At 54.8% G+C, this 21880-nt stretch carries 17 protein-coding genes; 9 read left to right on the forward strand and 8 right to left on the reverse strand.

Annotated elements, in window-relative coordinates; genetic code table 11:
* The first annotated feature begins 69 nt into the window (after positions 1-69).
* The 4 genes from ptsN to yrbL all read left to right on the forward strand — a co-directional run bounded on the left by ptsN (position 70) and on the right by yrbL (position 2612).
* Positions 70-561 (forward strand): PTS IIA-like nitrogen regulatory protein PtsN, encoded by a 492-nt coding sequence (ptsN, locus tag ACQ29O_RS20500; RefSeq protein ID WP_000609332.1) that lies wholly within the window; start codon positions 70-72, stop codon positions 559-561.
* A 45-nt stretch (positions 562-606) separates the two neighbouring features.
* Positions 607-1461 carry an RNase adapter RapZ gene (gene rapZ, locus ACQ29O_RS20505; protein WP_000243749.1) on the forward strand — a complete coding sequence of 285 codons (855 nt, stop codon included), beginning with the start codon at positions 607-609 and terminating at the stop codon, positions 1459-1461.
* Positions 1458-1730, forward strand: a complete 273-nt coding sequence (npr, locus tag ACQ29O_RS20510; RefSeq protein ID WP_000216797.1) for a PTS phosphocarrier protein NPr — start codon at positions 1458-1460, stop codon at positions 1728-1730. The genes rapZ and npr overlap by 4 nt, the downstream gene beginning before the upstream one ends.
* A gap of 249 nt (positions 1731-1979) precedes the next feature.
* Positions 1980-2612, forward strand: a complete 633-nt coding sequence (yrbL, locus tag ACQ29O_RS20515) for a PhoP regulatory network protein YrbL (protein ID WP_000602193.1) — start codon at positions 1980-1982, stop codon at positions 2610-2612.
* A gap of 74 nt (positions 2613-2686) precedes the next feature.
* Here yrbL and mtgA read toward each other — a convergent pair whose 3' ends face one another.
* From mtgA to ACQ29O_RS20535, 4 genes are all read right to left on the reverse strand, one after another.
* On the reverse strand, positions 2687-3415 hold the full coding sequence (gene mtgA / locus ACQ29O_RS20520; RefSeq protein WP_000044648.1) for a monofunctional biosynthetic peptidoglycan transglycosylase: 729 nt from the start codon (positions 3413-3415) through the stop codon (positions 2687-2689).
* Positions 3412-4065: an isoprenoid biosynthesis glyoxalase ElbB gene (gene elbB, locus ACQ29O_RS20525; protein WP_000719822.1), complete on the reverse strand. Its 654-nt coding sequence runs from the start codon at positions 4063-4065 to the stop codon at positions 3412-3414. The genes mtgA and elbB overlap by 4 nt, the downstream gene beginning before the upstream one ends.
* A 226-nt stretch (positions 4066-4291) precedes the next feature.
* Positions 4292-6628, reverse strand: a complete 2337-nt coding sequence (arcB, locus tag ACQ29O_RS20530) for an aerobic respiration two-component sensor histidine kinase ArcB (protein ID WP_000809819.1) — start codon at positions 6626-6628, stop codon at positions 4292-4294.
* A 93-nt stretch (positions 6629-6721) separates the two neighbouring features.
* Positions 6722-7651: a TIGR01212 family radical SAM protein gene (locus ACQ29O_RS20535; protein ID WP_001176880.1), complete on the reverse strand. Its 930-nt coding sequence runs from the start codon at positions 7649-7651 to the stop codon at positions 6722-6724.
* 671 nt (positions 7652-8322) lie between these two features.
* Here ACQ29O_RS20535 and gltB point away from each other — a divergent pair.
* The 5 genes from gltB to ACQ29O_RS20560 all read left to right on the forward strand — a co-directional run bounded on the left by gltB (position 8323) and on the right by ACQ29O_RS20560 (position 18157).
* On the forward strand, positions 8323-12783 hold the full coding sequence (gene gltB, locus ACQ29O_RS20540; RefSeq protein ID WP_253336070.1) for a glutamate synthase large subunit: 4461 nt from the start codon (positions 8323-8325) through the stop codon (positions 12781-12783).
* A 9-nt stretch (positions 12784-12792) separates the two neighbouring features.
* Positions 12793-14211, forward strand: coding sequence for a glutamate synthase subunit GltD (gene gltD / locus ACQ29O_RS20545; protein WP_000081705.1), 1419 nt, complete (start codon positions 12793-12795; stop codon positions 14209-14211).
* 206 nt (positions 14212-14417) lie between these two features.
* Positions 14418-15521, forward strand: coding sequence for a PDDEXK nuclease domain-containing protein (locus ACQ29O_RS20550; protein WP_000184320.1), 1104 nt, complete (start codon positions 14418-14420; stop codon positions 15519-15521).
* Between the two features lie 115 nt (positions 15522-15636).
* Entirely contained in the window at positions 15637-16890 is a 1254-nt protein-coding gene (gene codB, locus ACQ29O_RS20555) for a cytosine permease (RefSeq protein WP_000076269.1), read from the forward strand.
* Positions 16877-18157 (forward strand): cytosine deaminase, encoded by a 1281-nt coding sequence (locus ACQ29O_RS20560; protein WP_020937200.1) that lies wholly within the window; start codon positions 16877-16879, stop codon positions 18155-18157. Before codB ends, ACQ29O_RS20560 begins: the two co-directional genes overlap by 14 nt.
* Before the next feature lie 81 nt (positions 18158-18238).
* On the opposite strand, the gene nanQ is transcribed toward ACQ29O_RS20560, so the two are convergent.
* From nanQ to nanT, 4 genes are read right to left on the reverse strand one after another with little or no spacing between them, the layout of a single operon-like run.
* A complete protein-coding gene (nanQ, locus tag ACQ29O_RS20565; protein ID WP_000979898.1) occupies positions 18239-18706 on the reverse strand; it encodes an N-acetylneuraminate anomerase in 468 nt (155 codons plus the stop codon).
* Positions 18703-19578 (reverse strand): N-acetylmannosamine kinase, encoded by an 876-nt coding sequence (gene nanK, locus ACQ29O_RS20570; RefSeq protein ID WP_000208970.1) that lies wholly within the window; start codon positions 19576-19578, stop codon positions 18703-18705. Before nanK ends, nanQ begins: the two co-directional genes overlap by 4 nt.
* A complete protein-coding gene (locus tag ACQ29O_RS20575) occupies positions 19575-20264 on the reverse strand; it encodes an N-acetylmannosamine-6-phosphate 2-epimerase (RefSeq protein WP_000054439.1) in 690 nt (229 codons plus the stop codon). Before ACQ29O_RS20575 ends, nanK begins: the two co-directional genes overlap by 4 nt.
* A 46-nt stretch (positions 20265-20310) precedes the next feature.
* The gene (gene nanT / locus ACQ29O_RS20580; RefSeq protein WP_000108071.1) at positions 20311-21801 is read right to left on the reverse strand and encodes a sialic acid transporter NanT; all 1491 of its coding nucleotides are present in this window, start codon (positions 21799-21801) and stop codon (positions 20311-20313) included.
* Positions 21802-21880: the final 79 nt, after the last annotated feature.

The following is a 21880-nucleotide window of genomic DNA, read 5'->3' on the forward strand; positions in this document are numbered from 1 at the left end:
GGGCCATTTGTACAGTTAGCGCTCCGAACCTGGCCATCAACCTGACAGGACAGGTTCTTAGGTGAAATTATGATAAATAACGATACGACTCTACAACTGAGCAGTGTACTTAACCAGGAGTGTACGCGTAGCGGCGTTCATTGTCAGAGTAAGAAACGCGCGCTGGAAATCATCAGCGAACTGGCGGCAAAACAGCTCAGTTTACCTCCTCAGGTCGTGTTTGAAGCCATTCTGACACGCGAAAAAATGGGCAGTACCGGTATTGGTAATGGTATCGCCATCCCGCACGGGAAACTGGAAGAAGATACCTTACGCGCCGTCGGCGTGTTCGTTCAGCTCGAAACGCCGATCGCGTTCGACGCCATCGATAACCAGCCGGTCGATCTCCTCTTCGCCCTGCTGGTGCCCGCCGATCAAACTAAAACGCATCTGCACACGCTGTCGCTGGTGGCGAAACGTCTGGCGGATAAAACGATCTGCCGCCGCCTGCGCGCGGCGCTGAATGATGAAGAGCTGTATCAAATCATTACTGACACCGAAGGTGAGCAGAATGAGGCATAACAACTCAATGGCATTTCTTTCTGTCGTTGTGAGGAGAAACGGTACATGGTACTGATGATCGTCAGCGGGCGTTCCGGATCAGGTAAATCTGTCGCTCTGCGCGCGCTGGAAGATATGGGATTTTACTGCGTGGATAACCTCCCCGTCGTGCTGTTGCCCGATCTGGCGCGAACGCTGGCCGATCGCCAGATTTCCGCCGCCGTCAGCATTGATGTGCGCAATATGCCTGAATCACCTGAGATTTTTGAACAGGCGATGAATAATCTGCCTGGCGCTTTCTCGCCGCAATTGCTGTTTCTTGATGCCGACCGCAATACCTTGATTCGCCGCTACAGCGACACGCGCCGTTTGCATCCGCTTTCCAGCAAAAATCTTTCTTTAGAGAGTGCGATCGATAAAGAGAGTGACTTGCTGGAGCCGTTACGCTCACGTGCGGATCTGATCGTCGACACTTCAGAAATGTCCGTCCATGAGCTGGCGGAGATGCTGCGTACCCGGCTGTTGGGCAAACGCGAGCGCGAACTGACGATGGTATTTGAGTCCTTCGGCTTTAAACATGGTATCCCGATTGATGCGGACTATGTGTTTGATGTCCGCTTTCTGCCCAACCCGCACTGGGATCCAAAACTGCGCCCCATGACCGGGCTTGATAAGCCGGTAGCCGCGTTTCTTGACCGACACACAGAAGTTCACAATTTTATCTATCAGACTCGCAGCTATCTTGAGCTATGGTTACCGATGCTGGAGACCAACAACCGCAGCTACCTTACCGTCGCTATCGGTTGTACCGGCGGGAAACACCGTTCGGTGTATATTGCAGAACAGCTGGCAGACTACTTCCGCTCGCGCGGTAAAAATGTCCAGTCTCGCCATCGCACGCTGGAAAAACGCAAAACATGACCGTAAAGCAAACTGTTGAAGTCACCAATAAGCTGGGCATGCATGCCCGGCCTGCCATGAAGCTTTTCGAACTGATGCAGGGGTTTGACGCCGAGGTGCTATTACGCAATGACGAAGGCACCGAAGCGGAAGCAAACAGCGTCATCGCTCTGTTAATGCTCGACTCCGCCAAAGGGCGTCAGATCGAAATTGAAGCCACCGGCCCGCAAGAAGTTGAAGCGCTGGCGGCGGTTATCGCGCTGTTCAATTCCGGCTTTGACGAAGACTAAACCTCCCCCTCTATACCCTATTTTCCCCCAACGCCGTCCCGGTATTTGATGACAGTCACCCCAAAACCGGGCGTGTTACGCCTGCCTGCCACTTGTCCCGCAGCCCCACCCTTTCGTAAGATTTGTACATTTCGTGCGCTTTACCTATGCATAAAAACATTAAGAAAACCTTAAAAAATTTCGTTTATGCTTTGTTTAAGTTCTTTGTCCATACTAAATTTATGTGAATAAATTTTTCCAGGACTTGCCATGATCCTTTTATCCGAACAGACTCCGCTGGGCGCTGGTCGACATCGTAAATGCTATACGCATCCGGATAATGCCCGGCGTTGCATAAAAGTTATTTACAACCGTGACCACGGCGGTGATAAAGAGATTCGGCGTGAACTGAGCTACTATGCGCATCTGTCCCGCTACCTGACGGACTGGAGCGCTATCCCCCGTTATTACGGCACGGTAGAAACCGATTGCGGCACCGGCTATGTCTACGACATGATTACCGATTTCAACGGCGCGCCCTCTATTACCCTGACCGAGTTCGCCGCGCAATGTCGTTATGAAGAGGATGTCGCTGTCCTGCGGCGGCTACTGAAAAAACTGAAACGTTACCTGCTGGATAACCATATTGTGACGATGTCGCTGAAGCCGCAAAATATCCTGTGCCAGCGTATCAGCGAGTCAGAAGTGGTTCCGGTGGTTTGCGACAATCTGGGGGAAAGTACCTTTATCCCGCTGGCGACCTGGTCAACATGGTGCTGTGAACGCAAACTGGAGAGAGTGTGGCAGCGGTTTATCGCCCAGCCTGCGCTGGCCGTTGCCCTGGAGAGGGACGAGCAGCCAAAAGACAAGAAACGGCTGGCGCTTACTTCTCACGAAGCTTAATGGCCTGTGCTTATCAGGCCTGGACGACACAGATCGCAGGCCGGATAAGGCGTTCGCGCCGCCAATCGGCAAAATTAATTAAGCTGGTTGCGCGTCATAAAAGATTCCCCGCCCAGTTGTCGCATCTGGCGCATAATCCACGCCTGCCGGCTACGCACATAGCCAGACGGCGCATTCGCCTTATAGCGTAACGGATTTGGCAATACCGCCGCCAGCAACGCGGCTTCAGACACACTCAAGCGACTGGCAGGTTTATGAAAATACCGTTGTGCCGCAGCCTCCACGCCAAAAATACCATCGCCAAACTCCGCGATATTCAGATAAACCGTGAGAATGCGCTTTTTGCTCCAGACAGTTTCAATGCCCAGCGTTAGCCCGGCCTCCAGACCTTTGCGCAGCCAACTGCGTCCATCCCATAAAAAGAGATTTTTCGCCGTTTGCTGCGAAAGCGTAGAGGCGCCGCGAATACGGCTCTCATTCCGCTCATTATGCGCCAGCGCTTTTTCAATCGCCGGAACATCAAAGCCCCAGTGCTCAGGGAACTTCTGGTCTTCCGCCGCAATTACCGCCAGCCCCATCCACGGCGAGATATCCGCCATACTGACCCAGTCAGAATGCGCCACATAACCGAACTCTCCGCCGAGCCAGGCGCTAATCTGCCGTTCCGCCATCACCGCCGAAAAAGGCACCGGAACCACGCTAAACAGCGCAATGCCGCCGCCCCAAAAGACGGCGAGCGCAGCAAGGATACGTAAAAGTAGACGGCGCAAAAACGTTAACGGCGCGATGCGTCGTTTGCTCATTCCGCCAGAACCAGCACGCGCGACACTAATTTATCAATGCCGCTTGCCGCCTGGGCGATATCCTGCGCCAGCATATAGGCAGGGGTGGTCACGACCTTGTTATCCTCGTCCACAACGATATCATCAACCGGGCAAGGTACGTGTTCGGCGCCCATCTCTTCAAGTACTTCAGCGGTATCAATATCCGTCCCTATTGTCAGACGTAGCGGGAAGTCAAAGATTTTCGGCAACATTGCGGGCGCGATACAGATGAATCCCAGCGGCTTGCCGGACTGGTGCATGGCCTTCGCCAGCGCGACGACATCGCTATCCACCCGGCATTCGCTCCCCTGGCTGGCGAAATTACTCAGGTTCTTCGCCGCGCCGAAACCACCGGGCACAATGAGCGCATCCAGTTCCTCTGGCTGCGCCTGGGACAGGGGACGAATATCGCCCCGCGTAATACGCGCCGCCTCAATCAGGACGTTACGCGTTTCCGCCATCGCTTCGCCGGTCAGGTGATTAATCACATCCGCTTGTGGTTTATCCGGCGCGAAGCAGACAGCCTGCGCGCCGCTGCGGGCAATGGCCAACAGCGTCAGAACGGCCTCATGAATTTCGGTGCCGTCATAGACGCCGCATCCGCTGAGCACTACGCCAATTTTTTTCATGGTGAACATCCTCCTGCAACCGACTCAAGCCCATTAATAATTTTGATTAAAATGCTACGCTTCACACATTTAAATGATTCATGTAACAAATCATTTAGGATTTGCTATCTTAACTGCGTGCGGCCTGAAAACAGGACTGCGCCTTTGACATCATCATAATAAGCACGGCGCAGCCACGATTTCCCTGGTGTTGGCGCAGTATTCGCGCACCCCGGTCAAACCGGGGTCATTTTTTTTCCGCGTTTGCCACCCAGGCTTTCAGCACCGCGACATCGTGCTGCCACTCCTGCTTCATCTCTTCAATCCATTCCGCGACATTATCTTCCCAGGCAGGAAGATCCGGCGACTGGATTTGCTGGCCAAGCTGTTGCAGATGACGCAGCCCTACCGAACCGGCTGCGCCTTTAATCTTATGCCCTTCCTCAACGACGCCTTTTTTGTCACGCGCCGTCAGATTGGACTCCAGCACGCTTAAATAGCCGGGCATCATTTTTTCAAACACCGCGAGACCGTCGGTGATCAATTTAGGCCCAACCAACTCGATGTACTGTTCCAGCATCGGGATATCCAGCAGCGCTTGCGCTTTATCGCTCTCTTCAGGCGTCACGGTACTCTCCTCTTTATCGGTGGCATCCCAGAATTTTTTAATCATCGCGGTTAAGGCTGGCACCGACAGCGGCTTACTCAGCACATCGTCCATACCAGCGTCCAGATACTCTTTTTTATCTTTCAGAACGTTAGCCGTAAGCGCTACCAGCGGCGGTAAATCTTCCCGCGTGTGGCGACGGGTCAGTTCTCTGGCAATATCCAGACCCGTCATATCCGGTAGCTGAATATCCAGCAAGACCAGGTCATATTCGCCTGGCGCGAACATCTCCAGCGCCGCCTTGCCGGTCATCGCGACATCCACGCTGTTACCCAGTTTTTCCAGTACCGAACGCGCTACGATCACGTTCAGTTCAATATCTTCGACCAGCAGAACATGCAGCGCCGGCAGCGGCATGTCGTCTTCATCAAAGGCGTCCTCCACCTCTTCCGCCACCGCTGGCGCATGAACCGTTAGCGTAAAGGTCGATCCTTTGCCCGGCAGACTGGAAACGGTAATATCGCCGCCCATATTTTTCGCCAGCCGACGGGAGACCGCCAGCCCGATACCGGTACCCGTCGCCGGTTTACCGCCATGACTGTCTTTCACCTGATAATACATGGCGAAAATTTTATCCTGCTCATCCTGCGGAATGCCGATCCCGGAATCTTCCACTTCAAAGTGCAGCATGTCGCCTTCATCATAGCGCGCCCGCACCGTCACCTGGCCCTGCTGAGTAAATTTCACCGCATTGCTGATCAAATTCCATAAAATCTGGCGCAGACGCGTTCCGTCGGTAATGACTTTGTGCGGCAGCGGCAGCGTCGGCTCAAGCACAAAACGTAGCCCTTTTTGCTGCGCCTGCAAACCGGAAAGGTTTTCCAGATCGGCCATAAAGCTGGTGAAATCAACCGGTTGGTTATCAAGCTGAACCTTACGCCGCTCCATCTTATCCATATCAATGATATCATTGAAAATATTGCCTAACGTCACGGCGGAGACATGGATTGTCTTAAGGTATTTTTCCTGTTCGGCGGTAAGATCGGTATCCAGCAGGATGCGGCTTAAACCGACGATGCCGTTAAGCGGGGTGCGCAGCTCATGACTGATGGTAGAGATAAATGTGGTCTTGTCGCGGCTGGCGCGCTCCAGCGCGTCCTGATAACGCTTACGTTCGGTAATATCACGACCAAATCCCATCAGGCCATGACGTTTACCGACACGGTCGTAATAAGGCACTTTACGAATTTCAAAGCAGGCCTTTCGTCCGTCCGGGTAATCCAGCCACTGTTCGTAGGTCAGGGAGACGTTATGGCGGAATACTTTTTCATCGGTTTCAATGACTTTCTCCGCCGCTTCGGGAGAGTACACATCTTCCGGCTTCAAATGCACCAGCTGTTTTTCGCTCTTGCCGGTTAGCAATTCCATTGCGCGGTTACAGCCGGAAAATTCTTTATCCTCATTACGATAAAAAACCAAATCCGGCGAGGCGTCCAGAAAGGAGCGCAGAAAAGAGGATTGCTGTTCTAGCTGGATTTGCGCTTCTTCACGCTCTTTAATTTCTACTTTTAGCTGTTCAAATGTCTCTTGCAGCTCCGCTTCCGCTTTTTCGCGATCGGCAATTTCCTGATTAAGCTGGGCAATATTGTCCTTCAACTGTACGTTAAGCTTGAGATCGCGCTCGCGCATCTCCTCCAGCTTTTGCACCAGACGCGACAGTCGCTGCCTTGACTCTTCCAGTTGTTCAACAACAACGGATAAGAAATAGACCGCCCAGGGCGTAATTAACAGGCCAAAAAAGATGGAACGAATAACGTCGATACTTTCAACCTGACCATGCAGCACCATGGTCACCGCCATCTGCACGACAATCGCCAGCACCACCAATGCCAACGCCAGGAGCATGGAAAAGCGCACCAGACCCAATTTCATCATCAGGTCGACATAGTATTGCGCCAGCATACGAATTTGCTTCATAGAGGATTCCTTCACCACAACTTCGCACATAATACCCAATTATGGGAACCGCGTTGAATATTGTGCGAAATATGCGTAGCGCCCCTCATCACGCTACGCTACAGGTGGTATCCAGGGACGGGCCAGCGCAGAGCCCTGTACGCCATGCTCATTCAGGTATTTGTCCAGCTCAACCATCCCCGTCCAGCGATTCTCGCACCACAGCGGGGCAAGCAGCGTCGGACGGCGAGCGCTGGCTGAAACTCGGTGATAAATCACCTCCGGCGGCGTATGACGAATCATCTCACCTGCCGTTAGCGTGTAGTCGTCCAGTTCGATGCCGTTCAGCCGCCCCGCTTCCCAGGCTTTGGCCATCGTACTGCCTTTCACAATATGCAGCGGATGCAGTTTAATACCGTCAACGCCCGTCTCCACCACACGCTCCATGGTTTGCAGGCATTCTGCCTGCCCTTCTCCCGGCAGCCCCACAATCAGATGCGCACACACTTTCAGCCCGCGCTCCCGGGCAATCCGGGTGGTACGCTGATAGCAGGCGAAGTCATGCCCGCGGTTAATTCGGTGCAGGGTTTTATCGTGCGCGGTTTGCAATCCCAGTTCCAGCCATACCTCGTAGCCTTGATCTTTATATTCACACAGTAAATCTACTACTGCCTGCGGGACACAATCCGGACGCGTACCGACGCATAACCCGACGATACTGGCCTGGCTGACCGCCTGTTGATACATGGAACGCAGCACCTGCACTTCCGCAAAGGTGCTGGTGTAGGCCTGGAAATAGGCCAGATAACGTTTAGCGCGGTTCACCAGATGCGCCTGATGCGCAAGCTGCTCGGCAATCGAATGATGCTGCTGCGCCTCATCGGCAAAAGAGGCGACATTACAGAAGGTGCAACCGCCACGCCCGATGGTGCCGTCGCGGTTAGGGCAGCTAAAACCGCCATGAAGCGTCAGCTTATGAACCTTTTGCCCATACCGACGTAAAAGATCCCCACCAAACATATTGACTAATTTCTGTAACTGCATAATCTGATAGACCGCCTCTTAAAAAGAGGCCAAAGCCTGCCATTTTTAGTCTCCTTTGGCGATGACCTGGATCAATCGTCCCGGAAGGCTTTTATCCGTTGCATAATCAAGCAAAATAAACGACATTTCATTCATAATCCCGTTGATGATTTTTCCTGATATTCCCCTCTTTTTTCAGCGTCTGCTGGGTCATCGATAAAAACAGTAGCATTCAATACTGCTCATGCTTAAAACAGCATAAAATGCCAAGATTTTTGAAAAAGAAAGGTCAGATAACGTCTGGCGAGCGGCTCTTATAGTGAGACAGATCACAGGCTTTCTGCCGCTCCGTATTAGCAGCCCCTCTATAAAAAACCTTTTAATTTCAATATATTCAAAAAGTTATCTGTGCTACAGCACACTTTTGCATAAATCAGTTTGCCATTTGACCTGGGTGTGGATTCCCGATAAGTTGGGGATCCGCTGGAAGCTTTCTGGATGAGCCGTCTGCTCATCATATTTATGCAGTAATTGAGATTCCCTCTTAACCGTATTTACCAATGCGCAAAGGACACAAAGAGGGCGAATGCGAGGTAAGCGTATGATGCGCCAGCCCCGTCGCCATGCTCTTGCTGTGCCCGCGCGCCGTCGGTTGGGAGAGCGTCCCGTAGAGCCTGGGGAGGTTCACTGATATGTTGTACGATAAATCCCTTGAGAAGGATAACTGTGGTTTCGGCCTGATCGCCCACATAGAAGGAGAACCTAGCCACAAGGTAGTGCGTACCGCCATACACGCGCTGGCCCGGATGCAGCACCGTGGCGCGATCCTTGCCGACGGTAAAACCGGCGACGGTTGCGGCTTGCTGTTACAAAAACCTGACCGTTTCTTTCGCATCGTGGCCGAAGAGCGCGGCTGGCGCTTAGCCAAAAACTACGCCGTCGGGATGATCTTTTTGAATAAAGATCCTGAACTGGCCGCCGCGTCACGCCATATTGTCGAAGAAGAATTACAGCAGGAAACCCTGTCGATTGTCGGCTGGCGCGATGTGCCCACCAATGAAGGCGTGCTCGGTGAAATCGCCCTCTCCTCCCTGCCGCGTATTGAGCAGATTTTTGTCAACGCTCCGGCGGGCTGGCGTCCGCGCGATATGGAGCGCCGTCTGTTTATCGCCCGCCGACGCATTGAAAAACGCCTGCAGAACGACAAGGATTTCTACGTATGCAGCCTGTCGAACCTGGTCAACATTTATAAAGGTCTGTGTATGCCGGCGGATCTGCCGCGTTTCTACCTGGATCTTGCGGATCTGCGTCTGGAATCGGCCATCTGTCTGTTCCACCAGCGCTTTTCCACTAACACCGTGCCGCGTTGGCCGCTGGCGCAGCCGTTCCGCTACCTGGCGCATAACGGCGAGATTAACACTATCACCGGCAACCGCCAGTGGGCGCGCGCCCGTACCTATAAATTCCAGACGCCGCTGATCCCGGATTTACAGTCCGCTGCGCCGTTTGTTAACGAAACCGGTTCGGATTCCAGCTCGCTGGACAACATGCTGGAACTGCTGCTGGCAGGCGGGATGGACATCATCCGCGCCATGCGCCTGTTGGTGCCGCCCGCCTGGCAGAACAACCCCGATATGGACCAGGATCTGCGCGCCTTCTTTGACTTTAACTCCATGCATATGGAGCCGTGGGACGGTCCGGCAGGCATCGTGATGTCCGACGGGCGCTTCGCCGCCTGTAACCTTGACCGTAACGGCCTGCGCCCGGCACGCTACGTCATTACCAAAGATAAGCTGATCACCTGCGCCTCCGAAGTCGGTATCTGGGACTATCAGCCGGATGAAGTGGTCGAGAAAGGCCGCGTCGGCCCAGGCGAGCTGATGGTGATCGACACCCGCGGCGGACGTATTCTGCATTCCGCGGAAACCGATGACGATCTGAAAAGCCGCCATCCATATAAAGAGTGGATGGAGAAAAACGTCCGCCGCCTGGTGCCGTTTGAAGAGCTGCCTGATGAAGAAGTTGGTAGCCGCGAACTGGACGATGACCTGCTCGCCAGCTATCAGAAACAGTTTAACTACAGCGCCGAAGAGCTGGACTCGGTTATCCGCGTATTGGGCGAAAACGGCCAGGAAGCCGTCGGTTCAATGGGCGACGATACCCCCTTTGCCGTGCTCTCCAGCCAGCCGCGTATTATTTACGACTACTTCCGCCAGCAGTTCGCGCAGGTCACTAACCCGCCTATCGACCCGCTGCGTGAAGCGCACGTCATGTCGCTCGCCACCAGCATCGGTCGCGAAATGAACGTCTTCTGCGAAGCGGAAGGTCAGGCCCATCGCCTGAGTTTTAAATCGCCAATTCTGCTGTACTCCGATTTCAAACAGCTCACCACCATGAAAGAGGAGCATTATCGCGCTGACCGTCTGGATATCACCTTCGACGTGACCGAAACCACACTGAACGCGACGGTTAAGGCGCTGTGCGATAAAGCGGAACAGATGGTGCGCAACGGCACCGTGCTGCTGGTCCTCTCGGATCGCAATATCGGTAAGAATCGCCTGCCGGTCCCCGCGCCGATGGCGGTGGGCGCGGTGCAAACGCGTCTAGTAGAACAAAGCCTGCGCTGCGACGCCAACATCATCGTAGAAACCGGAAGCGCCCGCGATCCGCATCACTTTGCGGTACTGCTCGGCTTTGGCGCAACGGCTATCTATCCGTACCTGGCCTACGAAACGCTGGGGCGTCTGATTGATACCCAGGCCATCGCCAAAAACTACCGTACCGTGATGCAGAACTACCGTAACGGCATCAACAAGGGGCTGTACAAGATTATGTCCAAAATGGGCATTTCGACCATTGCCTCTTACCGCTGCTCCAAACTGTTTGAAGCGGTCGGACTGCACGATGATGTGGTAAACCTGTGCTTCCAGGGCGTGGTCAGCCGTATCGGCGGCGCGAGCTTTGATGACTTCCAGCAGGATCTGCTGAATCTCTCCAAACGCGCCTGGCTGGCGCGCAAACCCATTAGCCCGGGCGGCCTGCTGAAGTACGTCCACGGCGGCGAATATCACGCCTATAACCCGGATGTCGTGCGTACCCTGCAACAGGCGGTACAGAGCGGCGAATACAGCGATTATCAGGAATACGCCAAACTGGTCAATGAGCGTCCGGCGGCAACGCTGCGCGATCTGCTGGCGATACATCCAGACGGCGAGGCGGTGACTATCGACGAGGTTGAGCCCGCCAGTGAGCTGTTTAAACGCTTTGATACCGCAGCCATGTCTATCGGCGCATTAAGTCCGGAAGCGCACGAAGCGCTGGCGGAAGCGATGAACAGCCTCGGCGGCAACTCCAACTCCGGCGAAGGCGGCGAAGACCCGGCGCGCTACGGCACCAATAAAGTGTCGCGTATCAAGCAGGTGGCTTCCGGCCGTTTTGGCGTGACGCCAGCGTACCTGGTCAATGCCGATGTGATTCAGATTAAAGTCGCGCAGGGCGCGAAACCGGGCGAAGGCGGTCAGTTGCCGGGGGATAAAGTCACTCCGTATATCGCTAAACTACGCTATTCAGTGCCGGGCGTGACGCTGATCTCCCCGCCGCCGCACCACGATATTTACTCTATCGAGGACTTAGCGCAGCTCATTTTCGACCTCAAACAGGTCAACCCGAAGGCGATGATCTCCGTGAAGCTGGTGTCCGAACCGGGCGTCGGCACCATCGCGACCGGCGTGGCGAAAGCCTATGCGGATCTGATCACTATCGCCGGCTACGACGGCGGTACCGGCGCCAGCCCGCTCTCTTCGGTGAAATATGCGGGCTGTCCGTGGGAACTCGGACTTGTTGAAACCCAGCAGGCGCTGGTCGCCAACGGTCTGCGTCACAAGATTCGTCTGCAGGTGGACGGCGGTCTGAAAACCGGCGTCGATATCATTAAAGCGGCAATTCTCGGTGCGGAAAGTTTCGGCTTCGGCACCGGCCCGATGGTGGCGCTGGGCTGTAAATACCTGCGCATTTGCCATCTGAACAACTGCGCAACCGGCGTGGCGACGCAGGATGAAAAACTGCGTAAGAACCACTATCACGGCCTGCCGTTCAAGGTAACCAACTACTTTGAATTTATCGCCCGCGAAGTGCGCGAGCTGATGGCTTCGCTTGGCGTGACCCGCCTGGTGGATTTGATTGGCCGCACCGACCTGCTGAAAGAGCTGGAGGGCTTCACCGCTAAACAGCAGAAGCTGGCGCTGTCTCGTCTACTGGAAACCGCTGAACCTCATCCGGGTAAAGCGCTGTACTGCACCGAAAATAACCCGCCGTTTGATAACGGCGTGCTGAATGCGCAACTGTTGCAGCAGGCGAAACCGTTTGTCGATGCGCGCCAGAGCAAAACCTTCTGGTTCGACATCCGCAACACCGATCGTTCCGTCGGCGCGTCGCTTTCCGGCTACATCGCACAGACCCACGGCGATCAGGGGCTGGCTTCCGATCCGATTAAAGCGCACTTCAGCGGTACCGCAGGCCAGAGCTTTGGCGTGTGGAACGCGGGCGGCGTAGAGTTATATCTGACTGGCGATGCCAACGACTATGTCGGTAAAGGTATGGCAGGCGGTTTGATCACCATCAGACCACCGGTAGGTTCCGCCTTCCTCAGCCATAAAGCCAGCATTATCGGCAACACCTGCCTGTATGGAGCCACCGGTGGCCGTCTGTACGCGGCGGGCCGCGCGGGCGAACGTTTCGGCGTGCGTAACTCCGGGGCGATTACCGTAGTAGAGGGCATCGGCGACAACGGCTGTGAATACATGACCGGCGGCATCGTCTGCGTGCTGGGTAAAACCGGCGTTAACTTCGGCGCGGGGATGACCGGCGGCTTCGCCTATGTGCTGGACGAAGATGGCGAATTCCGTAAACGCGTGAACCCGGAACTGGTAGAAGTACTGGACGTTGATTCGCTGGCTATCCACGAAGAGCATCTGCGCGGCCTGATCACCGAGCACGTGCAGCATACTGGTTCGCAACGCGGCGAAGAGATCCTGTCCAGGTGGTCAAGCTTCTCAACCCAATTCGCGTTAGTTAAGCCCAAGTCCAGCGATGTCAAAGCCCTGTTGGGCCACCGTAGTCGTAGTGCGGCAGAATTGCGCGTGCAGGCGCAGTAAGGAATTGAAATGAGCCAGAATGTTTATCAATTTATCGACCTGCAGCGCGTTGATCCGCCGAAGAAACCGCTGAAGCTCCGTAAGATCGAGTTTGTTGAAATCTACGAACCGTTTTCTGAAGGTCAGGCGAAAGCCCAGGCGGATCGCTGTTTGTCCTGCGGGAACCCCTACTGCGAGTGGAAATGTCCGGTACATAACTACATCCCGAACTGGCTGAAACTGGCTAACGAAGGGCGTATTTTTGAGGCGGCTGAGCTATCGCACCAGACCAACACCCTGCCGGAAGTGTGTGGCCGCGTCTGCCCGCAGGACCGCCTGTGCGAAGGCTCCTGTACGCTGCACGATGAGTTCGGCGCAGTGACCATCGGTAACATTGAGCGCTATATCAACGATAAAGCGTTTGAGATGGGCTGGCGCCCGGATATGACCGGCGTACGCCAGACGGACAAACGGGTAGCGATAATCGGTGCAGGTCCGGCAGGGCTGGCGTGCGCCGACGTGCTGACCCGCAACGGCGTGAAGGCGGTGGTCTTTGATCGCCATCCGGAAATCGGTGGTCTGCTGACCTTCGGTATCCCGGCCTTCAAGCTGGAGAAAGAAGTCATGACCCGCCGCCGTGAGATCTTCACCGGCATGGGTATTGAGTTCAAACTTAATACCGAAGTGGGTCGTGATGTACAGCTTGAAGATCTGCTGAAAGATTACGATGCGGTATTCCTTGGCGTCGGCACCTATCAGTCGATGCGCGGCGGGCTGGAAAATGAAGATGCGGACGGGGTTTTCGACGCTCTGCCGTTCCTGATCGCCAATACGAAGCAGATCATGGGGTTTGGCGAAACCAGCGACGAACCATATGTCAGCATGGAAGGCAAACGCGTGGTGGTGCTGGGCGGCGGCGATACCGCAATGGACTGCGTACGTACCTCCATTCGTCAGGGCGCAACGCACGTAACCTGTGCTTATCGTCGTGATGAAGAGAACATGCCGGGCTCCAGACGCGAAGTGAAGAACGCGCGCGAGGAAGGTGTCGAATTTCAGTTTAACGTTCAACCGCTGGGCATTGAAGTCAATGCCAACGGCAAAGTGAGCGGCGTAAAAATGGTGCGCACTGAAATGGGCGAACCGGATGCCAAAGGCCGTCGGCGGGCAGAGATCGTCGCCGGTTCCGAGCATGTGGTTCCGGCTGATGCGGTGGTGATGGCGTTTGGTTTTCGTCCACACAGCATGGAATGGCTGGCGAAACACAGCGTGGAACTGGACTCGCAGGGACGAATTATCGCGCCGGAACGCAGCGATAATGCTTTCCAGACCAGCAACCCGAAAATCTTCGCCGGTGGCGACATCGTGCGCGGTTCCGATCTGGTGGTGACGGCGATTGCCGAAGGCCGTAAAGCGGCTGACGGGATTATGAACTACCTCGAAGTATAACCCTTCCGGCTCCCCGCTTACTGCCTTGGCTGATGGCTGGGGAGCCGATATTCCTCTCCTCAATATCTCTCCTGCCGATTCTGGAAACCCGCTCGTAAATCGAGATGTAATGCCATGTAAAATCCGTTCATGGATTGATCCGTTTACGCCTGAAGCGTATTGATAGCGTTCTAATTTCACAATAAAACTATCACGTAAGGGATGACATGACGAATCCAACTTTAGTGCCACAGTCTGATGAATATCAGCAAATTCATGACGGTATTATTCGTCTGGTCGATACGGCACGTACCGAGACCGTGCGCAGCATCAATGCCATTATGACTGCCACCTACTGGGAAATTGGCCGACGCATTGTCGAATTTGAACAGGGAGGAGAAGCGCGAGCGGCCTATGGTACTCAGCTTATCGAACGATTATCGGTAGATTTAAGTCAGCGCTATAAGCGCGGTTTTTCCACCAGAAACCTATGGCAAATTCGTACATTTTATCTTTGTTTTCAACACATTGAAATTCCGCAGACACTGTCTGCGGAATTTTCAAATCTCATACCGCTCGCCAAAACATTCCCTCTTCCCTGGTCAGCGTATGTCCGCCTCTTGTCGGTAAAAAATCCCGATGCCCGCACTTTTTACGAGAAAGAGACGCTACGTAACGGCTGGTCAGTTAGGCAGCTCGATCGGCAAATCGCCACTCAGTTTTACGAACGAACGCTACTGTCCCACGACAAATCCGCCATGTTGCAGCAGCCTGCACCCGCCGAGCCAAACGTTTTGCCGGAGCAAGCCATACGCGACCCGTTCATTCTGGAATTTCTTAACCTGAAGGACGAGTATTCCGAATCAGATCTCGAAGACGCGCTGCTCAGCCACCTGATGGACTTTATGCTGGAGCTCGGTGACGATTTTGCTTTTGTTGGCCGCCAACGCCGACTACGCATAGACGATAGCTGGTTCCTCGTCGATCTGCTGTTCTTCCATCGTCGCTTGCGCTGCCTGTTGCTCGTTGACCTGAAAGTAGGCAAATTCGGTTATGCGGATGCCGGGCAGATGAATATGTACCTGAACTATGCCAAAGAGCACTGGACAATGCCCGGAGAAAACCCGCCAGTCGGCCTGGTTTTGTGCGCAGGGAAAGGCGCGGGGGAAGCGCATTACGCGCTGACTGGCCTGCCAAACACCATCATGGCGAGCGAGTACAAAGTGCAGTTGCCCGACGAAAAATTACTCACAGACGAACTTATTCGTTCGCAAACCATGCTGGAAACTCAACTCACACGCGGTGGTTCACTGACAACGGAGAAAAACTAACGAACCATTAATATCATGAATAATTATCAAAAAAATATCATACGAAAACGTTTGCTTTATTCTGAGAACTGTATATTATGCGGCGGATTTTTTGGGCAAAATTCATGGAGGCGTTGTGTCGCAGGACAACAATTATAGCCAGGGCCCCGTCCCTCTGGCGGCGCGGAAGGGCGTGATTCCACTGACGTTTGTCATGTTGGGTTTAACGTTTTTTTCCGCCAGTATGTGGACCGGAGGGACACTCGGCACCGGTCTTACCTATCACGATTTCTTCCTCGCAGTTCTCTTCGGTAATCTCCTCCTCGGTATCTACACTGCATTTCTTGGTTACATCGGCGCAAAAACCGGACTCTCCACCCACCTCCTTGCACGTTACTCCTTTGGCGTTAAAGGATCATGGCTTCCCTCGCTGCTGCTAGGCGGCACACAGGTAGGCTGGTTTGGCGTTGGCGTAGCGATGTTCGCTATTCCGGTCAGTAAAGCGACGGGCATTGATGCCAATATTCTGATTGCCATTTCGGGTCTACTGATGACCCTGACCATTTTTTTCGGCATCTCGGCGTTGACCATTTTGTCTATCATTGCCGTACCCGCGATCGTTATACTGGGCAGCTACTCCGTCTGGCTGGCGGTCAGCGGCGTGGGTGGGCTGGAGCATTTAAAAACGATAGTGCCGCAGACGCCGCTGGATTTTTCCAGCGCGCTGGCGCTGGTGGTGGGCTCGTTTGTCAGCGCCGGTACATTGACCGCCGACTTCGTCCGCTTCGGGCGTCATGCCAAAAGCGCCGTACTGATTGCGATGGTCGCTTTTTTCCTCGGCAACTCGCTGATGTTTATCTTTGGCGCGGCAGGCGCTGCCGCCGTCGGTCAGGCGGATATCTCTGACGTGATGATAGCGCAGGGGCTGCTGCTGCCCGCGATTGTGGTGCTTGGCCTGAATATCTGGACCACCAACGATAACGCGCTGTACGCATCGGGTCTGGGCTTCGCCAATATTACCGGTCTTTCCAGCCGTACGCTGTCGGTGGTGAACGGGATTATCGGTACCGTGTGCGCGCTGTGGCTTTACAATAATTTTGTCGGCTGGCTGACGTTCCTGTCATCTGCCATCCCACCGATTGGCGGAGTGATTATTGCCGACTATCTGTTGAACCGCCGCCGCTATGCCGACTTCAACACCGTGCGCTTTATTCCCGTTAACTGGATTGCTATTCTTTCCGTCGCGCTGGGCATCGCCGCCGGACATTATGTTCCGGGTATTGTGCCCGTCAACGCCGTACTCGGCGGCGTCTTCAGCTATATCCTGCTGAATCCACTTTTCAACCGCAGCCTTGCTAAATCACCAGAGGTCAGCCATGCAGAACAATAACATCACTATTCGTCAGACGCGTCTGCAGGGACACGAAGGATTATGGCAGATTACGATTGAAAACGGGCGCTTTAGCCGGATTGAGCCTCAGGAAGCCGCATCGTTACCGCAGGGCGAAGTGCTTGATGCCGAAGGCGGCCTGGCTATTCCACCGTTTGTTGAGCCACATATCCACCTGGATACCACGCAAACGGCGGGTGAACCGAGCTGGAACCAGTCCGGCACACTGTTTGAAGGGATTGAGCGCTGGGCAGAACGTAAAGCAATGCTCACGCATGAAGATGTGAAAGCGCGCGCGATGCAGACCCTGAAATGGCAGATGGCTAACGGCATCCAGTACGTTCGTACTCACGTTGACGTTTCAGATCCTACGCTCACCGCGCTGAAAGCCATGCTGGAAGTGAAGCAAGAGGTTGCGCCGTGGGTAGACCTGCAAATTGTCGCCTTTCCGCAAGAAGGTATTCTGTCTTATCCCAACGGTGAAGCGCTGTTAGAGGAAGCCGTGCGTTTGGGCATTGACGTTATTGGCGCCATTCCGCACTTTGAATTTACGCGTGAATATGGCGTTGAATCGCTGCACAAAACCTTCGCCCTGGCGCAAAAATACGATCGCTTGATCGATGTGCACTGCGACGAAATTGATGACGAGCAGTCTCGCTTTGTCGAAACGGTCGCGGCGCTGGCGCATCGCGATGGCATGGGGGCGCGCGTGACCGCCAGCCACACCACGGCTATGCACTCGTACAACGGCGCGTATGCGTCACGCCTGTTCCGTCTGTTGAAAATGTCGGGGATTAACTTCGTCGCCAACCCGCTGGTGAATATTCATCTGCAAGGACGGTTTGACACTTACCCGAAACGTCGTGGCGTCACGCGAGTGAAAGAGATGCTGGAAGCGGGGATCAACGTCTGCTTTGGCCATGATGACGTCTTCGATCCGTGGTATCCATTAGGCACGGCAAATATGCTGCAGGTGCTGCATATGGGGTTACACGTTTGCCAGTTGATGGGGTATGGGCAAATCAACGACGGGTTAAATCTGATCACTACCCACAGCGCAAAAACCCTGCATTTACAGAACTACGGTCTGAGCGTCGGCAATGCCGCGAATCTGGTTATCTTACCCGCTGAGAATGGATTCGATGCGGTACGTCGCCAGACGCCTGCGCGTTACTCGATTCGCCACGGGCGAGTGATTGCCGAGACGGTGCCGAGCCAGACGACGCTGCACCTGACCCAGCCGGAAGCCGTGACGTTTAAGCGTTAACCCGTCATACCCGCGCTCTCCGGCACATTCACCACGCAGCCCGTAAGGGGCTGCGTTCGGAAGACTGCTCCGGCAAGAGATTCAGGCCGCCAGCAGACTGGCGCGTACTTTCACTACCACTTTCTTGATGTCATCCGGCTCACCCACTGCACATCCCGGTTTATGCGGTTCTCCTGGCATAAACACAGCAAACATCCCCGCTTGCAGCGTAATAGTCTGCTCGTCGACAATTTGACTACAAAGCTGGTAATCCTCTTCAACGTGCATCTCCTCGCACTGGCGAGCGGCACCGGACATCCCAAACGCAATACGCTCGACGCCGGTTAGTAGTAGCTGAATATCAATGTATTGTTCATGCAATTCCGCTTTCTTCTCGGCCGGCATTTGCGTCGTTAACTGCATTACATTCATAAAGACATTGTCGCCCTGCAATTCATAGTGCCCCGGCGCTTTCTCCTGCGGCCTTGCCGCCAGCGCGAGAGTCAAGGCATCCAACAATCGCGGATGCAACCCGCAAGAAGGCAACGACTGTACTTCCCCCATCATCATAATGTGTCTCCTTGAGCTAACAACGCAGCGCCTAATAATCCTGCGTCATGCCGATAGCGAGCGGCGCTCAGCGCCACGTGATAAGGCGCAGGCTCTTGCATCAAAAACGCGCGAACCTGCTCCAGGTATCCCTCAGCTAACCCTACGCTGCCGCCAATGACCACACACTGGCAGTCGGTAGTCGCTTTCACATCGGCGATCATTCGCGCTATTACCTGCGCGGATTGGCTTACCAGATGTCGCGCCTGCTGATGACCTTCGCCAGCGCGAATAAATAGGGTTTTGGCGTCGCATCCCGCCAGATCGTCCCGCGCCGCCGCGGCCATCCCTCGTCCAGAGGCGATGGCCTCTACGCAGCCAACGCGTCCACAGCCGCATACGGGCCCGTGTGGGTCCGCCAGGGTGTGTCCCAGGTGCCCGGCCAGACCGCCTTTTCCGGTAAGGAGCTTGCCGTCGCAGACAACGCCGCCGCCAACGCCGGTTGAAACGGTGATAAATACCATATCGCGGATATCATCAGGGAGCGCGTGATACTCCGCCCAGGCCGCCGCCTGCGCGTCGTTCACCGCCAGCGTCGGCAGGCCAGCGATCGTTTCCAGTGTTTGTACTAACGGAAAGTGTAGCAATCCGCCCAGATTATGGGGGTTTAGCGCCAGCAGCATCCCTTCCTGAATGATCCCGGTAGAAGCTATCGCTACCTGACGAGCCTCTGCCCGTAGTGGTTCAACCAGCGCCTTTAATGCTTCACGTAACGCATCCGGCGTTTTGCTCGCGGGGGTCGGTAGCTCGCGACGCTGGCTAATGCGCAAGTTTTTGTCGATGAGCGCGGCGGCAAGTTTAGTACCGCCAATATCGATTGCTAACGTAGTCATGACGCCGCCTTTTTTAATGCGTCGTTATACCATCCACAGATATGTTCCAGACGGGTAATGGCGGACCCCACCGTCACCGCCCATGCGCCATAGCGGATCGCCTCCGCTGCCAGTGCTGGCGAGTTATAGCGCCCTTCGGCTATTACCCGGCATCCGGCGTCATGCAACGCTTTGACTAAGGGCAGATCGGGTTCCTCCGGCGTATCGGGGGTGGTGTAGCCGGACATTGTCGTGCCGATAATGTCCGCGCCCAACCGTTGACAGGCGAGACCATCGTCCACGGATGAGCAGTCGGCCATCGCCAGTAGATGGTGGTGATGAATGCGCGCCAACAACGCCTCAACGGCTACCGGCCGTTGCCGAGCGGTTCCATCAACGGCGATAATAGCTGCTCCGGCCTGTGCCAGCGCATCTACATCGTCGAGAAAAGGGGTAATGCGCACTGGAGAGTCGTCCAGATCGCGTTTGATAATGCCGATAATGGGTACCGAAACGAGCGAGCGGGTCATACGCAGGTTGTCTATGCCTTCAATACGCACCGCAACCGCGCCCGCCTGTTCCGCTGCCAACGCCATTGCCGCTACAATCTCCGGCTTATCCAGCGGACTGCCCGGAACGGGCTGGCAGGAGACAATCAGGCCGCCAGAAGCGGCAATATTTTTATCCAGTTGTTCAAGTAACGACATACTACTCCCTTACAAATATTGCCCGGTTGAAAACCGGGCAAGCGGATTAACTTTTCGTTTTTACAAAGGCACCTTTACCACTGCCAAGCGGTACGGCTCCGCTGAACGGTTTGTCGTCAATAGCATCGTGGGTGCGTAACGCTTCCGGACGTAGCCAACGCTGTACGCGAGACGGCATATCAAGCCCAATAAGCAGGATCACGACAAACGTCAGGCTGAAAGAGAGCGATGCCAGCGCAGTGCCCAAATCCAGACGTTGAGCGATCAGCGCTCCCAGGATCGGCGCCAGCGCGCCGCCGAGCGCGCCGACGTTATAAGTAAAGCCCAGCCCCGCCGCGCGCTGATCGGTATCGAAGTAACCGCCGATCAGTTTCGGTAGAATCCCGGCAATCCCCTGCCCCAACATCTGTTGGAAAAACAGTAGCAGACCCAGAACCCAGACGTTTGTGCCGCCAATCGCAAAGACCGGAATAATGAGGATTTGCGAGGCCAGCAGGCTACAGACATATGCTTTACGCGTTCCCAGCCAGTCGCCAAGAAAACCGCCTACGCAGCAACCAACCGCCGCGCCAAATCCGCTAAAGAACAGGACATTCGCCACCGTATGCGGATCGTAGGCCAGCTCGGTTTTCAGATAAGTGGGTAATAGCGCCTGAATCGGCCAGGAATAGAGGAAAGCAAACAGTACCACCAGCATCAGCATGACGCCAGTGGGCCAGCGTTTACCGCTGCTCTGCACCATAAAGCTGATAAAGATAACCGCGCACAGTAGTCCCAGCCCCGCCACAATCGCAGCATTTTGTAGGTTACCGGCAAAACAGAACCACAGCGCAGCGGCGGCGGCGAAAGTCATTAAAATGTTGATGATGCGATGCTCGCCCCGATAAAGAATGTCGACCATCGTGCGTACCGGCGCTTTACCCGCGTGTTTCTCTTTCCAGTCTTCCGCTTCCGGAATGTTTTTCCGCAGCCAGAGAGCGAAGATAATTGGCAAAATGCCAATGAAAAACAGCGCGCGCCAGCCCCAGACAGGCACCACCAGGCTGTACACCTGCGCGGCAACGACCGCGCCGACGGAGAAGCCGGAAATCAGAAAACCGCTGGCTTTATTGCGTAAATGTTTTGGCCAGCTTTCAATCACATAGGTCGCGCTGGAACCATATTCGCCCGCCATGCCCATACCAATCACCAGTCGGGCGATGAACATGGTGGTGTAACCGGGCGCAAACCCGCATGCCAGGGTTCCCACCGAAAACAGAATGATGCTGCTGACCATCGCCAGACGACGCCCATAGCGATCGCCCATCGCGCCCAGTAATAACCCGCCGAACCAGCGAGAGATAAAAGCCGCAGAAATCAGGCTTGCCGCCTGTACCGTCGTCAGCCCAAATTCGCTTTGTACCTCAGTCAGTACAAGAGCAATCAACACAAAATCAAAACCATCAAGCAGATATCCCAGCCAGGCAGCGGAAAATGCCCGCCACTGCGCCCGGTTGAGATGGCGATACCACGGGATGTTCTGGGTAGAAGTACTCATTTTACTCTCCCGACGATTTTTGTTGTCGTTATGCCGAATGGCGGCTCCGCCTTATCCGGCCTACTGTTCGCACTGTTGT

This window comes from Salmonella sp. GDC200615 (genome assembly GCF_050574145.1).
Classification (GTDB): domain Bacteria; phylum Pseudomonadota; class Gammaproteobacteria; order Enterobacterales; family Enterobacteriaceae; genus Salmonella; species Salmonella enterica.